The sequence below is a fragment of the Xenorhabdus koppenhoeferi genome (assembly GCF_900116635.1).
Taxonomy (GTDB): Bacteria; Pseudomonadota; Gammaproteobacteria; order Enterobacterales; family Enterobacteriaceae; genus Xenorhabdus; species Xenorhabdus koppenhoeferi.
The window spans coordinates 12,334-29,460 of the sequence record NZ_FPBJ01000011.1; the positions used below are offsets into that span (position 1 = coordinate 12,334).

General features: G+C 47.8%; 12 protein-coding genes. 8 read left to right on the plus strand and 4 right to left on the minus strand.

From position 1 onward, the window contains the following. Positions 1-2: 2 nt before the first annotated feature. Genes BM329_RS05355 through BM329_RS05385 form a run of 7 tightly spaced genes read left to right on the plus strand, consistent with a single transcriptional unit; the run spans position 3 to position 6,805 of the window. Positions 3-377 (plus strand): TIGR03750 family conjugal transfer protein, encoded by a 375-nt coding sequence (locus BM329_RS05355; RefSeq protein ID WP_092549991.1) that lies wholly within the window; start codon positions 3-5, stop codon positions 375-377. Further along, positions 374-1,030: a PFL_4703 family integrating conjugative element protein gene (locus BM329_RS05360; RefSeq protein ID WP_092549994.1), complete on the plus strand. Its 657-nt coding sequence runs from the start codon at positions 374-376 to the stop codon at positions 1,028-1,030. The genes BM329_RS05355 and BM329_RS05360 overlap by 4 nt, the downstream gene beginning before the upstream one ends. Further along, the gene (locus BM329_RS05365) at positions 1,027-1,863 is read left to right on the plus strand and encodes a TIGR03749 family integrating conjugative element protein (protein WP_092549997.1); all 837 of its coding nucleotides are present in this window, start codon (positions 1,027-1,029) and stop codon (positions 1,861-1,863) included. The genes BM329_RS05360 and BM329_RS05365 overlap by 4 nt, the downstream gene beginning before the upstream one ends. After that, positions 1,853-3,274: a TIGR03752 family integrating conjugative element protein gene (locus BM329_RS05370; RefSeq protein WP_092550000.1), complete on the plus strand. Its 1,422-nt coding sequence runs from the start codon at positions 1,853-1,855 to the stop codon at positions 3,272-3,274. The genes BM329_RS05365 and BM329_RS05370 overlap by 11 nt, the downstream gene beginning before the upstream one ends. Beyond that, on the plus strand, positions 3,274-3,630 hold the full coding sequence (locus BM329_RS05375; RefSeq protein ID WP_092550003.1) for a hypothetical protein: 357 nt from the start codon (positions 3,274-3,276) through the stop codon (positions 3,628-3,630). The genes BM329_RS05370 and BM329_RS05375 overlap by 1 nt, the downstream gene beginning before the upstream one ends. Next, positions 3,618-4,019 carry a TIGR03751 family conjugal transfer lipoprotein gene (locus tag BM329_RS05380; protein ID WP_092550006.1) on the plus strand — a complete coding sequence of 134 codons (402 nt, stop codon included), beginning with the start codon at positions 3,618-3,620 and terminating at the stop codon, positions 4,017-4,019. The genes BM329_RS05375 and BM329_RS05380 overlap by 13 nt, the downstream gene beginning before the upstream one ends. Beyond that, positions 4,019-6,805, plus strand: a complete 2,787-nt coding sequence (locus tag BM329_RS05385) for a conjugative transfer ATPase (RefSeq protein ID WP_092550009.1) — start codon at positions 4,019-4,021, stop codon at positions 6,803-6,805. Before BM329_RS05380 ends, BM329_RS05385 begins: the two co-directional genes overlap by 1 nt. A 38-nt stretch (positions 6,806-6,843) precedes the next feature. On the opposite strand, the gene BM329_RS05390 is transcribed toward BM329_RS05385, so the two are convergent. Genes BM329_RS05390 through BM329_RS05400 form a run of 3 tightly spaced genes read right to left on the minus strand, consistent with a single transcriptional unit; the run spans position 6,844 to position 13,116 of the window. Next, entirely contained in the window at positions 6,844-7,185 is a 342-nt protein-coding gene (locus tag BM329_RS05390) for a hypothetical protein (protein ID WP_092550012.1), read from the minus strand. Next, a complete protein-coding gene (locus tag BM329_RS05395) occupies positions 7,185-12,782 on the minus strand; it encodes a two-partner secretion domain-containing protein (protein WP_245759013.1) in 5,598 nt (1,865 codons plus the stop codon). The genes BM329_RS05390 and BM329_RS05395 overlap by 1 nt, the downstream gene beginning before the upstream one ends. 40 nt (positions 12,783-12,822) lie before the next feature. After that, positions 12,823-13,116, minus strand: coding sequence for a hypothetical protein (locus BM329_RS05400; protein WP_218153255.1), 294 nt, complete (start codon positions 13,114-13,116; stop codon positions 12,823-12,825). Between the two features lie 460 nt (positions 13,117-13,576). On the opposite strand from BM329_RS05400, the gene BM329_RS05405 reads away from it, so the two are divergent. Next, entirely contained in the window at positions 13,577-16,840 is a 3,264-nt protein-coding gene (locus tag BM329_RS05405) for an Ig-like domain-containing protein (protein ID WP_092550018.1), read from the plus strand. Positions 16,841-16,951: 111 nt separating this feature from the next. Here BM329_RS05405 and BM329_RS05410 read toward each other — a convergent pair whose 3' ends face one another. Then, positions 16,952-17,092, minus strand: coding sequence for a GAD-like domain-containing protein (locus BM329_RS05410; protein WP_092550021.1), 141 nt, complete (start codon positions 17,090-17,092; stop codon positions 16,952-16,954). Positions 17,093-17,127: the final 35 nt, after the last annotated feature.

A 17,127-nucleotide genomic window follows, 5' to 3' on the forward strand; every position in this document is an offset into this window, starting at 1 on the left:
TGATGCAGACGATCCCGTTTTTACCCGATCGCTTAAATGCCGAACCGATCGTATTCCGGGGATTCACCACACCGGAAATGGGGCTGGCCGCTTTGCTGGGGCTGGCATTCGGGCTGATGGTGAGCCTTCCTTTTATCCCGTTAGCCGGTTGGGTCATGTTACCGACGGGTATGCTGTTCATGCCCTTGTTATTGATGAGCTTTGGCGGTCGCTGGCTCGCTCAGTTTAAGCGCGGAAAACCGGAAAATTATCTCTGGCTGAAGCTGGAAGAGAAAAAACGCCGGCTGGGCATCGGTGATCCGGCATTGATTATTGCGGCTCAGGGCTGGTCGTTGCGCCGAAGCAGGCTGTCTCATCGTAACGGGAGCCTGCGATGAGCCGGTTTCGTCATGCGCTGAAAAACCGTGACCAGCATATCCTGACCCTGCGGCTTGCCTGCGGGGTGCTGATACTGGTCTTGCTGATCACGCTCACGGGCTGGATGGCCTCACCGCGCAATCTCACCATTCATAATCCGCCGGACTTACGCAGCGGCAGCACCCGCCCGTGGTGGGAAGTCCCTGCGCCGAGTGTCTACAGTTTTGCCTTTTATCTTTTCCAGCAACTGAACGCCTGGCCGAAAAACGGGGCACAGGACTACCCGGCCAAAATTGTGGCTTTGTCGCCTTATCTGACCCCCGCCTGTCAGGATTTTTTGCGGGAAGATGCTAAAATCCGGGCCGACAGTGGTGAACTGCTCGACCGGGTACGGGTAGTGTATGAAATTCCCGGCCGGGGTTATGAGACGAAAAGTGTGACGGTGCGTAACCGGGATCACTGGGTGGTGCGGCTGGATTTGGTGGCCGATGAGTATTATCACGCCGAACCCGTCAAACGGGCGTTGGTGCGCTATCCCCTGAAAGTGGTGCGCTGGGAGGGTGATGCGGAGCGTAATCCTTTCGGACTGGCACTGGATTGTTACGACGGGATGCCACAGCGACTGGAAGCGATGCCACAACCTGTGGAAGAGAAAAAGGGTGTGTTCCAATGAAAAGATATCCATCTTGCTCTTCTGCCTGTTTTTGGCTGGGACTGGTCAGCCTCGTGCTGTTCAGCCTCAGTGCAAAGGCCGATGAACTGATGAAATGGAAACGCATTCCGTTATCCATTGCCCTCAAGATAGGTCAGGAGCGGATTATTTTTGCGGACAGAAATATGCGTGTTGGTTTTCCGCCGTCCCTCAACGATAAATTGCGGGTACAGAGCGCAGGCGGCGCAGTTTACCTGAAAGCCAGCCAGTCTTTTCCGCCAACCCGTCTGCAATTGCAGGACAGTGAAAATGGTGAAATTATCTTACTGGATATCACTGCCGCTAAAACAGGGTCAACAGAGCCGGTCCGCATTCTTTATCCGGGTGAAAAAGGTTCTGCCTCTAAAGAGGAACCCCGGCATCAGAGAAAATCAGCACTTTCGGCTCCCGCGCCTGTGGTATTAACCCGCTATGCCGCTCAGCAGCTCTATGCACCGCTGCGCACCGTCGAACCGGTTACGGGGATCCACCCGGTCAGTCTGCATTTAGCCGACGCTATCACGACACTCTACCCTTCAGAGCCGATTGCGGTTTCCCCGCTGGCCGGCTGGGGCGTGCAAAATTACACGGTGGTAGCCCTGAAACTGCGTAATACGGCCAAACGCAACATTACACTCGATCCACGGGCCTTGCAGGGGCAGTTTGTTACGGCAACGTTTCAGCATCGCTGGCTGGGTGAAGCAGGGACACCGGAAGATACCACAGTGCTGTATCTTGTGACCCGAGGACAGCCGGATCATGCCTTTATCCCTGAGCCGGTAGCGGTGAAACCGGGAGGCCGTCATGCAGGTTAAATCCAACAGTCTGGTGAAAATCCTGGTGCCGGCGGTGCTGATGGTCGGCGGGTTTATCGGCATCAAAAGTTGCAGTTCAACAGACAGTACCGCACCCGATACGCCCCAGAATAATGTCCTGGCCACGTTGTCACCGGAGGAGCTACAGGCGCTGGGTGTCGGCGGCGATACACCGGAAGATACTCTGCGTACGCTGGTGGGGACGCTCAATAACGTGCGGGCAGAGCAGCAGCGTTTAGGTCAGCAGAATGCCGATATCCTGAAAGAAAATGACCAGTTAAAAAATCAGCGTCACGATGTCGCCGGTCAGATAGACGCGGCGGTGGCCGCCATCCGGCAGGGTGATGAACAGCGCCGGCGTGAATTACAGGATGAACAGCAGGGATTGCTGGCGCAGATTGATTTACTGACGGAACGGCTGAATTCAGCGCCTCTGTCTGCGCCGGACAGTCCGATACCGCTTGGGTCGGGAAGTATTCCGTATTCTGCCAATGCAGGCACAGGGCAGAATGAACTTATCTGGATAACACCGGCCGATGAAAAACCGGCAGACATGCAAATCCCCGGCAATGGGAAAGCCACGGCACAGTTCCCGACCTCATTTTTAAGTGAACAGCCCGTCACCGGGCACAATAAACCCCAAAATACCTCGGACCAAAACCCATCGTTTAAGGAAGAAAACGAAAAACCGGTCTATACCCTGCCTGAAAATGCCACGTTAGTCGGCAGTCAGGCCATGACCGCATTATTAGGCCGTGTCCCCGTGAATGGCACGGTCACCGACCCTTATCCGTTCAAAATTCTTATCGGCAAAGACAACCTGACGGCCAACGGCATTGAACTGCCGGAGGTGGAAGGGGCAGTGGTGTCCGGCTCAGCCAGTGGTGACTGGACACTCTCCTGCGTGCGCGGTCAGGTTAATTCCATCACGGTTGTTTTTCAGGACGGCACGGTGCGTACCCTGCCGGGCGCAGGGCAAAACACTCACGGTATCGGCTGGCTGTCTGATGAAAACGGGATTCCCTGTATCAGCGGTGAGCGCAAATCCAATGCCAGCACTTATCTGCCGACCCTGTTTGCGCTCTCGGCCATGAATTCGGCCGGCGATGCCCTGAGTGAAAGTCAGCGTACCGCCCAGACCAGCGGCACAGGCGGTATCACGACCGCGTTAACGGGCAATGCCGGACAGGCGGCATTAGGCAAAGCGATGTCAGGTGGCATGAATGACCTGAGCGAATGGCTCAGACAGCGCTACAGCCAGACGTTTGATGCGGTTTACGTCCCGCCCGGTGCCCGTGTTGTGGTGCATATCACACAACGCCTGGCGATTGATTACGAAACGAAAGGACGTAAGGTGCGCTACGGCGTGAGTGAGGCCGCCCAACGTGACAATCAGGAAGCATTAGATTAATGGAAAAGACCCCTTCTCAGTGGATATTCAGTGCGGGTTCCCCGTATTGCCTGCAAGTGCCGGTGACATCACGGGCTGAACCCGCACGGGTGCAGCTTTACTGGCGTGCGGTGCGTAAAAAAGAATGCCGGTTGTATCTCTCAGTCGGCAGTGAATGTCAGCCGTTGAGTGACGGTGATTTTACCGTCTTCCGTCTGACCGAAACCCAGTGGCAGGCGGTGGTTGAAGGTAAAATCAGCATGGCGCCTGAACAGTGGGCGCGTTTGCCCTTTACCTTATCAGAATTGGCAGTACACCCTGAATTTGCCACGTTTACTGTCCTTGGCACCCCGGAGGCAGCCGTATGCGGAAAATAAAATATTATTGGCTGTTGGGGTTGGCAGGGTTACTGGCCGGCTGTACCACGTCGAAAGACGCCTTACTCCCTGCCGGGGAGCAGACAGTGCTGGCAATGTGGCAGGGGAATAAGGCCGGTCATGCGACCGTATCGGCAAGGCAGACCCTTCACCGGGCTTTAACTCCATCCGAACGGCTCAGGGCACTGGAAGAACCCTATCATTACAGCCGTTCAGCCGCGCAGGAAATCAGCCAGCAGTTTCCCCGCTTACCTAATCCCGATATGGTGATGTATGTTTTTCCGCATCTGGTCGCCGGCAATACGCCGATACCGGGTTACAGTACAGTATTTCCGTTTTATCAGCAGGCACAGTATGCCCTGCCGGGTGAACGCACGGAGGCAGGGTAATGGAAAAACCCAAGGCACTGAACCGCCCTGGCAAGCTGCGTGAAGCGGATGAAGCCGCCATTTATCAGGCCAATCCTTCTATTATTGATTACCTGCCCTGGGTGGAATATCTGGAAAAAGAACAATGCCTGCTGCTGGATGACGGGATTTCCGTCGGGGCGATTTATCAAATTGAACCCATCGCCACCGAAGGCCGTCCTGCTGAACGGTTGATTGAAATCCGGGATCAACTGGAAGATGCGATCCAGGACAGTCTGGAAGAGGACGATATTTCGCCGTGGGTGGTGCAGTTCTTTTGTCAGGATGACGATGATCCTGCTGACTATCTCAACACCCTGCAGGGCTATGTGAAACCCTGGGCACAGGGAACACCGTTTACTGACGCCTTTCTGGCAGAATCGGCGCGCCACCTGAACAGCATTGCCCACCCTGAGGGGATATTTCAGGACAGCTTAATCACCGGTCAGCCGTGGCGGGGCCAGCAACGCCAGACCCGTATGGTGGTTTACCGATGGCTGCCTGACGGGCGCAGATCCCCTGTCAACCATCTGACCTTATCGGCGGTGGCTGCGCTCAATCAGGTCTGCGAGCGGCTGGTTTCATCACTGGCTTCTGCCGGTGTGATTGCCCGCCGACAACATGGCGGGCAGATCCACCGTTGGTTGCTGCGTCATTTTAATCCGGCACCGGATTGGGGGATGGCAAAAGCCGATTTTTACCGTACCGTCAGTTATGAAGCCCCTACACAATCGGATCTCCCCGTCAGTAATGACTTTGCCGAAAGCCTGTGGCTCACCCCGCCGGTGTCTGATCCCGACGCGGGCGTCTGGTGGTTTGACGGGTTGCCGCATAAAGCGGTGCTGGTTGAGCGTCTGCGCCGTCCGCCGGAACCGGGAACACTGACAGGCGAAGTGAAACGGGGCGACAATATCAATGCCCTGATGGACATTATGCCGGAAGGGACGGTCGTTTCGCTGACCATTGTGGCGCAGGCACAGGACCGACTGGAAGAGGATTTTACCCGGCTGGCGAAAAATGCCGTGGGGGAAAATACCGAATCGCTGCGCGTCCGGCAGGATGTGCAGGAAGTCAAAGCGTTGCTGGGGAGACGGCATAAACTGTACCGTAGCGCACTGACCTTTCTGGTGCGCGGCCGGGACGTCGCTGACCTGAATCATCGGGTGCATCAGTTATCCTCCACTCTGCTGACAGCAGGATTGCAGCCTGTCCGGCCCGAATTCAGTGTCTCCCCGTTGAATGCCTATTTACGGGCGCTGCCGATGTGTTTTAACCCGCAGAAAGACAAAAAACACTGGTATACCCGCCTGACTTGGGTGCAGCATCTGGCCGGGTTACTGCCGGTCACTGGCCGTTCAACCGGTACCGGGCATCCGGGGTTCAGTTTTTTTAACCGGGGCGGCGCTCCATTGACCTTCGATCCGATGAACAAACAGGATCGCACCCAGAATGCCCACTTATTGCTGTTTGGCCCGACAGGCGCAGGCAAATCCGCCACCCTGTGTGCCGCGCTTATCCAGTTAATGGCGATACACCGACCGCGCTTGTTTATTGTCGAAGCCGGTAACAGTTTTGGCCTGCTGGCCGATTACTACGAAAGCCTGGGGCTGACCGTCAATAAAATCGGCATCAGGCCGGGCTGTGGGGTCAGTCTGGCCCTGTTTGCCGATGCCCATCAGCTGTTGCAACTGAGTCCCCGGCAATTGCGCATTGAGGAAGCCGATATCCCTGATACCGATGAAGGACAGGAAGAGGGTGATGAACAACGCGATATTCTGGGCGAAATGGAAATTGCTGCCCGACTGATGATCACCGGCGGTGAAAAAAGGGAGGAAGAACGCCTGACCCGCTCTGATCGTGGTCTTATTCGTGAAGCCATTATGATGGCAGCCCGGACCAGCTTCGACGAGGCGCGTCAGATGGTGGCTTCAGACTTACAAAATGCGCTTTATGCCATCGCCCGTAATCATCAGCAGGATGAACACGGCCAGCCGTTAATCACTGCTCACCGACGGGCACGGGCAGATGAAATGGCCAGCGCCATGTCGATGTTTACCCAGGGGTTTGAGGGAGAATTATTTAACCGTCCCGGTACGCCGTGGCCGGAAGTGGATGTCACCCTGATTGATCTGGGCACACTGGCACGGGAGAACTACTCGGCCCAGATGGCACTGGCGATGGTGTCACTCATCAACACAGTCAATAATCTGGCTGAACGGGATCAATATCAGGATCGCGAACTGCAACTGGTCATCGATGAAGGGCATATCACCACCACCAACCCGCTGTTATCACCCTATATGACTAAAGTGGTCAAAATGTGGCGTAAACTCGGCGCCTGGCTGTGGCTCGCTACCCAAAACCTGGCGGACTATCCTGATACCGCTGAAAAGATGCTGAATATGGCCGAATGGTGGCTGTGCCTGACCATGCCACCGGATGAAGTGGAGCAAATCGCCCGCTTTAAAAAACTGACGGAAGAGCAGAAAGCGGTGCTGCTCTCTGCCAGTAAATTGCCCCGTTGTTATACCGAAGGCGTGGTGCTGGCGAAAAAAATCGAGGCGTTATTTCGGGTCGTGCCCCCGAGCCTGTATCTGGCACTGGGTATGACAGAAAAAGAAGAAAAATCGGAACGACGGGCATTGATGCGTGAACATCAGTGCAGTGAACTGGAAGCTGCGAAGTTGGTTGCCAGAAAAATGGATATTGCGCGGGGATTGAAGGTTAATTCTGAGCTAGTACAAATAATGCCAATGGTAGCAGGTTGATGCGCTATCCCAGCACGGTGGCTGGGATAGCGTTCAGATTAGTCTTCGTATTTGAAGTCGACATTGAGCTTCATTTTTTCTACATCAACCGTCACTATACAACCTGACCAATGAGGTGGTTGTTCCGAATGAATGTTTTCAACAAAGAATTGTCTTAGTGAAACTAACAATTCTCTAATTCTTTCATTTGTTAATCCATCGTTCCCTTGAGGGGAAAACCAATTCATCTCATCAGCTGAGTTAATATAATCATATTTAAACTGACAGCAATCTCCCTCAGGAGATAATTCTGTATCCATTATGATTTTTTTTGCATCATTAGGGGCTGCATTGTATAGTATCTGACCAATTTCAGCATATATCTTATCATCCAAACTCATTATTTACCCTCTGCTGCATTTTTAATGTTTAATTCAATTGGCCTATCTTTGCCTATAGTATAACTTACATCAAAACTACTAGGACGAGCACTATTATCACTATATCTAGGCTGTATTTTTACATCAACTGTCTTACCCGTTTTTAACGCATCAGCCCAAGTTCTCTCCATATTTCTCCATGCGCCATATCTGTTTAAGCTGGATTCCATCGGCACCATATTCAATTTTTCACCCGGGCCATTGAAAATCGTGCCTATCAAATGACCGCCATCATCTCCTGCATTACCTTGGTGACCGACCCTACGTTGCTGATAGTAATTGCGATCATTACTTGACAGAGTTAATGACGCCTCAACGCTAACCGGCCGGCTTAAGGCGTCAGTACGGTAGGTTTTGTTCCCATCCACATGGTAAGTTGCATTAGGTACCGGGTTATTCATTTGTTTATCCCAGGCTCTTTTTTTACCTGAGTCTACAATAATCACTGGGCCTGTAGAGGAAGTACTGGGCTGATTGGCCTGTTGATTGTGGATCCGCGTCCTGATGCTTTTTCCGGTCATCGAAAATTTAGTGTCTTCGCCACTCAGAAATTTCGCACCGTTAACGGCATACGCTAGTATCTGCCCAGAGCCATTGGTATAATTTTCAATAACGGCGTTATCTTTAGCCGATTCTTCATGTGTGAATGCAATAACGCTATTATCAAAATACAGTCTGCCGATAAAGGTCTCGACGGATTCCAGTGCCTGATTGGCATATTCGCTAAGTGTAACAGCACACATAGTCGGATTGGCCTGACACTCGGCTTTGACAGATTCTCGCTGTTCTGCCAGTTTATTGCGCGTTCTTTCAAAGATAGGAGCAGTGTTTTCTCCTTTTTTCTTTGCTGCTTTGATTGCTTCATCTAATTCAATCAACTCATGTGCAAAGAAATTATGTTCAAGAACGATTTCACTGGCATTTGCACCACTGTTAGCGCCTTGTGCACTGTTTGTAGCAAATGCACCGGCAATACCACCGATGATTTTGCCACCGGCCAGAATTTGTGCGGGATCATTAAATGTCTTAGCCAGTGTCAGCGCACCAAGTTCAGCGGCGAGTGCGCCAGCGGCTGCGCCTCTGGCATCTCCGCCACCAATGTGTGCGGCAATAGCCGATACTGCAGCAAGACTAATGGCCTTGCCAGGAGTACCGAGTACTTTGCCATAGTCTCCGATAACATTTGCCCCTTCCGCATTAATTTGATTTCCAGCACTAGCAAGCAATGCTGTAGCGAAATTATCTTTAAAGCTGCCTCCATTAATGGTGGTATTTAAACTGGAGCTGATAATGGATTGTCCAGCAACACGTTGGGCGACTTTGCTCCAATCTGCACCTTTACTTAATAGCGGGATATTTGAGTGGGTTGATGAAGCAGCAGCGTTAGCCCCATCTTTCGCCGCACTCCAGCCCATGGCTTGATCGAATCCGGCCAACGCACCACCAATGGCCATGGAAGTAATGGTTGATTTTACCGTATCACTATTGCCTAGCTCTCTAAACGTTTTAGATAAGTTTCCTTGATTATTAACCAGGGTCACTGCTGCTTTAGAAGCTAAAGATGAGATACCGGCAATGGTTGCGCCGGAAACAAAAGCACCTGTAGTCGTTGCTGTTGCGGCCGTCGCTGCACCCACTCCCGTCGCTGTAGACGCTGTTGATGCGCCAGCCGAAACAGCTAAACCCGATCCCGCGGTCACTGCCGCTACTGCTATTGCTATAACCGCAGAGGCTACCGGGCTTAATTGTTGATGACTATAATCCCAATTAGAATACGCATCCTGAACTTCATTCCATTTTATATCATGTCGGTTGTTTAAATCTTTTAACCAGGCTGCTTCTGGATTTTCGCCAAGAATGCTTAATGCCGTTTTCAGAGATTGGCTTTTCTGTGTTTTAATATCAGCGTTAATGCCTGAATTAGCCTCGACAGTAAATAAACTCCCCGAAGATATCGCTGGTAATGTCCAGGTGGTGTTATTATGTCCACTATTAGATTGTTTGATGAATAAACCTTTCGAGCTACTGGTTATTTGCTCAAACGACGTATTTGGCATGGCAGTAAAATTAACTTTACCATGTGTACTAATAAGGCGGATATTTTTACCGGCTTCTATTTTACTCGCTTCATACGTACTGTCATCATGACTGAGCATGGTAATATTGCCGGCAGCAATAAATTCGCCGACGTCATGACCCGTTTTGTGGCTAATTTCAGTCGTTGTTTTAGTGCCCCCAAAGAAACCACCACTTGAACTTTTTCGGGTTATTTCACGTTTTTCTGAATTCTGTTGTGCTTTGGCGTATAAATATCCCCCTTTAGCCGCCACATCGATAGTGCCGATACGCATGGCTTCAGCCTTATTATGGGCATCTATATCCGCTTGTAATTTTATTTCAGAGTCACCTTTATTTTTAGCCTCTTGTTTAGCCTGAGCCAATTGATTATTCGCGGTAGCCAAAATATTTTTAGCCTGATTAAATCTGGACTCTATTTCATTGAATTTATTCTGTTTAGGTGCTAGTTTTTCTCTGTCTTCTTTGGTTGCTCTTGCAATTCGGTCGTCCCTCATTTTTATAAGAGCTGTATATGCTTGTGCATTCATTGCGTTTATTTTTTTAAATTCATCATGGATTCCATCATAAATTTTAATTAATCGATCTTCTTCATTTTTAATGATTTGTCTTAATTCATTGACTTCTTTCTCTATAGGAGATTTTTCTCTTGCAATGATTTCAAGCTTTTCTTGAGCTGATCTCATATTAGCTTCTGCATTAATTACGGGACCACTATGATTTGACATTGGAATAGGGTCTTTCCAAACCGCGCCTAATCCTTTGGCAGTTAATTTAGTGGCTTCAAATAAAATACTCCCATTAGTAAAGAGTTTTAATATTCCACCTGCAGTTAACTCAGAGACTTCATTGGCTATTTGTTGAATTTTATAACCATCCTTGGAGCTATTTTTATAAAGGGTGATTGACTCAAAATTCATGTTCTTTTCTGAAGAGACTAAAATATTGCCATTTGACGATAATTTTGAACCTTCAGTTAAAATTTCACCGCCAGATATTAGATTAATATCTTTATGGGCTTTAATGGTTGTAATAATGTTTTTATTTGGTGGTATAGCAATAACGGGGAGTGAATATTTTAAGACTTCTACCCCATTATTCTCAAAAAAATAGGGAATACCTAATAAGTTTATTGAATTTCCGGCTAATAAATTTGTTGAACCTTGAGTGGAAATATCTAAACCTTCTAAGGTGATATCATGTTGTGCATTAATTAATAGATTGTTTCCGGATTTGATATGAGTTTGAATTTTAGGTGCTTTAGTTACCGTGGAAACACTGAAATGGTTTGGTTCAAATTCTTTTGAATATTGATTGATATTGTAGCCAGCATATAGATCAATATCTTTTTCAGCATCTAAATTCACTCTGTTTAAGGACAGGTTTCCACCACTGTTGATTAAAATAGACCCTGATGAATCTAATTTTGCAGTAGGGGATAAACTATCAAATAATTTTGCTTCCTGGTCAGTTGAAAGTTGTTGAATTGGGTTATGGTGGTTTAATAAATCATCAGTGTGCTCAATGGTAATATCTTTATTTGCATTGAATGCGATATTTTTACTTTTAGATACAAACAATGTATCTTTAAGATAAATATCTTTCCCGGCTGAAATACTTAAATCGGCAGAAGCATCTAATTTACTCAATAAGCGAGTATTATCTGAATAAAAAGCTCTTAATGAATTTTTTACATTTACGTTACCATTATTACTGATTAAGGAAATATTTTTGCTTTTTAAATTACTGTCTAATAAATTAATATCATAACGTGCTGCGATAGATATATTTTCTCCCGAATTTAACACAGCTAATGATGTTTTAACTGCGTTATCAGCAATGACACTCACATCCTTATCTGCTTTTGTTTCATTTGAAAGATAGACATCTTTAGCATGCAGCAAAATGTTTTTTGCATTTAAAGCTACATAATTATTACCATAAATTACTTGATTGATATTGTTAGCTTCACTCGGCAATTCATTTTTTATAGATATTGATTCTTTAAAATCAGCAACCAAACTATTTTTAGCACTTAATATTGATTGAAAAACACCATTGTTTTTCCATATTAATATATCTCTATTTAAAATATTTTCTCTATCTTCCGAATGAAAATATTCTTTATACTTCTCTAATAATCCAAAATAAATTCCACTGTTTTTTAAATGTGTTCCTGTCAGGATTAAATTATTTTTTGCAGAGATATTACTATTTTTGTTGGTTAAATTTTCCCCATATAAATAAGCATCATGACCTGATTCAATAACCGCCTGTTTGCTATCAACATTTGATACAAAATCAGCATGTTCCAGTTTAATATCTTTATGGCGACTATCGATAAGAATGGGTTTATTAAAATCAAATTTGAATTTAGGGTTATCTCCATAGCCAGCATTAGAATTTATTTGGTGGTTTGTTTTAGTGACTTGTACATTTTCTTTCTCATTAACTAGGTTTTGAGTTCTGATGATTAAGTCACCACTGTTTGTTTTTATGGTACCGGACTTATTTTCAACTAACTCGTTTTTGTACCCTTCTGCATTTTTTTGGATCCACATATTGTTATTGGCTTGTAGCAGTGCTTGCGCCCCTGCATTGCTGATAGTGTCACCATAAATCCGCATATCTTGCCCGGCAGTCACACTGCCTTTATTACTCAGTTTGCTGCTGGCAAGAACGATATCCCGTTCTGCCTGAACGGGAGAATTCGGTCCGATATTAATTTCTTTAGCCCCGGCATTTAAGTCGGTTTTAGCCTTAATATTGCCCAGTTCCATTTTGCCATTTGAACTAAGCGTAATATCCTGCTGATGGCTGGTAATATTTTTCAGGTTGACCCCAACCCCATTTTCCGTGGCAACCAGACGAATTTTATTGGCATACATCCCGCCCAGGGCTTTGGTATCGACAGCTAACTGTGGACGGTTCCCTTCTCCGGCAATGGTCTTTGCCGTGCCGTCTGTGAAGGAAATCTGATTAGCGCCCTGAGTCAGTGCAAGATTCTTGGCCTGAATTTTTCCATTCAGCTCTGTCGCCCGGCTGATAATATCAACATAATCTGTTGACTGACCATTTAACCCTTTACCACCAATCGTGATTTGGCCTTTTGTCACTTTCAGGGCTTCCAGTGCACCCTGTTTATCAAATTGCGGTTTACCCGTCGTCAGTATGGCACCGGAAGTATTGATAAACCCACATCCATCACAGGTAATACCATTCGGATTGGCAATCATAACGTTGGCTTTCTGACCGGCCACTTCCAGTTGCCCCAGCAGTTCAGAACGGCTGCTGCCGATGACTTCGTTGATAATGAGTTCGGCCGCCTTTCCCTGCAGATTGGCGTTGGCACTGATTTGACCGGCCAGTTGAGAGTTAACCGCTTGTGTGGCGTTATTTAATATGGCGCCCTGAGTGCCGATATTAAACTCGTTATAGGTATTGTGAGAGATGCCGGCATGATTGGGCGCAGCAATATTCACTACCGGCACATTGCCATTGTTGTGTACCTGTGTCTGTGCATTATATGGAGAGATTTTCTGTACCTTCAAACTGAATATGATGAACAGAATGGCAAAACGATCCCTCATCATCAGATGCCGGTGCTGTGAGCGGTGATAACGTAATGCTATTGCGGATCTCATCACGTTGTTGTTCAGCTTGTTGTAACAAGCCTTTTTGTTGCTGGGTAATGGCATCTTGATCAACCGGGCTGATAAACGATGCCGCCGCTGATGTTCCTGAAATAATTAACAGAGCAAAGATCAATAAACCTGAAAAATAAGCAGAAATTCTGCTTAAAGAATAAAGAGGCATAATTAAATTACATGCAGGGTAAGAATGGCGTTGCATTATATATAAATGTAAATTTAAAACAATATTCTTATAGTTTTGTGTTTTTCTGGGCTGTTTTTTTAATTTCAATGTGAAAAATAATCTTCATTTGGTCTATATTTAACCAATTGTATTGTTTATATTGAAATCCATTCTCATGCTTAATATTAATATATTAATTTTTTAGTTAGAAATTATTCGTTATTCTTATAATTAGGTTATTAATTTTATTAAAAAAATTCATTACGTAAAAATAAATGCAGGTTAGTAAATGTAAAAATATGTGCTTTTTTTAATTGTATAGTCTTTTATTAAGCAGTTATAAAACAATCTTTAATCTAATCAGGGTTTATTAATTCTAAAAATTCAAAATAGAATTAAAAGGCATATTTATTATTCCATTCGCTATGTTGTCCTTTTCCAGAAGTATGGAAGGGGTAATATGCCAGTATATCAAAAATCGCACTCATCCTTGTTTGATGGTTCAAAATCTCTGATTATTGGCCTATTGAGCCTTTCATTCAGTTTTCACAGCCAAGCCATATCAGAACTTCAAAATGAAGATAACCATGCAGTTTATAACTTGGCTGAAATCACTTCACAATTAGGACACCAACTTCACCAATCGCAATCCCCCACCGAAGCCGCACAATCAATCGCTGCCCAGCAGCTGTCATCGGCAGTCACTGCCACATTAACCCCGTTGCTCAACCAGTTCGGCAATGCCCGGATCTCACTCCCCTTTGATCACGCTTTTTCGTTAAAAGAAGCTGCACTGGATTGGATGTTGCCGTGGTATACCACTCCGGCTTACACCGCATTCGGCCAGTGGGGCGTTAAAACCGGGCACGGTCAGACGACCACCCATTTTGGTATGGGATACCGCTATTTGAGTGATAACTGGCTCTGGGGGGCTAATGTGTTCTGGGATGCTGAGTGGCCGGCTCAACACCATCGCTACAGCATCGGGGCAGAAGCGTGGCGTGATAACCTCAAACTCTCTGCCAACCTTTACCAGCGCTTATCCGGCTGGAAAACGTCCCGGCAAGTCAGCGATTATGATGCACGCCCCGCCAATGGCTGGGATATCCGGGTAGAAGGCGGGTTACCTGCGTTGCCACACTGGGGCGGGCAGGTGATGTTTGAACAGTACTACGGGCAGCAAGTGGATTTATTTGGTAACAGCAAACGTCAGCATAATCCTTACAGCCTGACGGCCGGGCTGACATACACACCGGTGCCGTTAGTCACATTGGGCGCGGATGTCCGGCAGGGAAAACAGGATCACTGGGATAACCGTTTTACGCTGGCACTCAATTACCAGTTGGGTGTCCCGCTGGCACAACAGCTTGATCCCAGTGCCGTCGCGCCATTACGCAGCCTGACATTCAGACGGACAGATTTTGTCAACCGGAATCATGATATGGTACTGGATTACCGCAAGCAAACGCTGATAACACTGGACTTTCCCGCTCAGCTTAAAGGCGATGCAGGCAGAATCATCACCTTTACGCCACGGATTACCTCCAAATATCCCCTTGCGCGTTTAGAACTCCGGGCCGATGAACTACAACAAGCCGGCGGTAAAATTATTCACCAGATGCCTGATAAGGTTATGCTGCTTTTACCGAAAGCCACCGATAAAATGATCCGGCTTTCCGGCATTGCCATTGATAAGTACGGCAATCGTTCCCGGCCATCGGAAACCACCCTTTTTATCCAGCCGACGGAAACCCATGTGCAGGTCACCGCAAACCGGACGCAGGCAAGGGCGGACGGTCAGGACAGTGTGATGTATACCGTGATGGTGAAAGATCGTGACGGTGAGCCTGTTCCCGATCAAACGGTGAGCTGGTCAAGTGACAAAGGCAAACTTTCACAAACCACACAGAAAACTGATACACAGGGGCTGGCGGCAGTGTTGTTGAGCAGCCATCATCACGGGGAGCATAGCGTACAGGTCTCGGTCGGTGATAATGTCACTGTGGCTTTGCCGGTGCACTTCAGTGCGGTATTGAAACCTGTTATCACCGCAGACAAAACACAGGCCAAAGCGGATGGTCAGGATGCCGTGACGTTTACCGTTACCGTCAAGGATGCCGCCGGCGTTCCCGTTCCTCATCAGACCGTTAAGTGGCAAGCCAGCCGTGGCAAGTTCCTGAGTTCTTCGTCAACAACCAATAATCACGGGCAGGCCACTGCTGCATTAGTCAGTTTGCCCTCCGGTATCGCAGAGGTGTCGGTGACTATCGGTGAAGAAACGCTTATGGCATCACCGGTTGAATTTTTACCCGCACTGACCCATACGTTGATCTGTGACAAAAGCACGGCCATTGCTGATGGACAGGACAGTGTGCTTTGCACGATTGACGCGCATGATGCGGCTGACCAGCCAGTGGCAGGGAGGGAAATCGTCTGGTCAACGGATCATGGCCAGATTGCTGATGAACAGGTTACCACTGACAGCAGGGGAAAAGCCCACACACGGATTATCAGCCGGAAAGCCGGTGTTGCCCGTGTCCGGGCTGACATGTCAGGTACCATCATCACGGCGGGCGGGGTCACGTTTGAGCGTCAGTTGAAATCCGTTATCATTGCGGATAAAACCCACGCCAGCGGCGACGGGCAGGAGGCTATCGTACTGACTGCGATTGTTGAAGATGCGCTGGGGTTACCGGTTAAAGATCAGGCCGTTATCTGGCACACCGACAACGGTGTCCTGTCATCAGCAGAAACCCGAACCAACTCTCAGGGGGAGGTACAAATTCAACTGACCAGCACCGTTGCCGGGGAGCATCGGGTATGGATCCAGGTTGATGATAAGACGGTGACCGCCCCGACGCTCTGGTTTGATGACGTGCTGACATCCACCCTGCGTGCAGATAAAACCCGCATGATTGCCAATGGTCAGGATAGTGTCATATTGACCGTGGCGGTGAAAAACCTGACCGGACAGCCCACTGCGGGTATTCCTGTCTGGTGGCGTTCAGATAACGGTCACTTTACAGACGCACAGATTGAAACCGATGAAAACGGCGAAGCCCGCGCGACACTGAGCAGCCAGAAGGCAGGCACCGCTTCAGTGACAGCCATTATTGATGATCGGGCGGTTATTTCACCCACAGTCGATTTTATCCCGCCATTACGTATTGCCGATACCGTCGCCGTTGACAGTCAGGGCGGTAACGCCAACCAGAAAGCCTTTGGTGCTCGTGGGCCTTCAGTTTTCTGGCGGGGGGCGAAATTTCGCATCATCATCGCCGATAATACAGGCCGGGTGAACTGGCAGAGTGATTCTCCGGCGGTCACGGTATCCGGTGATACGGTGGTCGTACAGCAACGTCCCGATGGTGTGCGACTGACAGGGACCGATGAGGCAGGGCAGCAGGTGGTACTGACCTTAACAAGCTCTACCTGGTTTGAGCGCTCAGGCCTGACGCAAGATTTTTATTTTAATGCAACGCAAATTTGCCAATCACTCAGCAGCCAGATTGCGCCCAAATATGCACTTGAACGGCTTTATGAAGAATGGGGAAATTTTTATCACTATGAAGGCTGGGTGAGGGAATTTTATATGGTTTCCACGGATTATCTTTCTGGCAGTTCCGGTTCAATGGATGCGCAGACAAAATGGGCATTCTGGGCAGAATCGGATAGCTGGACGCGTAATGCCTGGCATCGGCTGGCGTTTGCGTGTGGTGGATAGCATTTATCTATTATAGGTGAGGCAGGTGGCTGTATTAAGCAGCCACATATCGACAATACCTTCATAATAATCGGGGGTTACTATACTGAATAAACCATTCTGATAGTTGTTCTAACCTTCAAATTTCCAATAATTAAGTAAATTATCAGGTAGCCTACCTCTCCATTTTTCTATTGCTCCAGAGGGTACTGCTATATGCTGAGTAGCTTCTCCAATTTCTTCAATAAAGTAACTAAAATTATCATCACGCATTATTTTTCCTGTGATAAGATAATTAAAGTGACTGT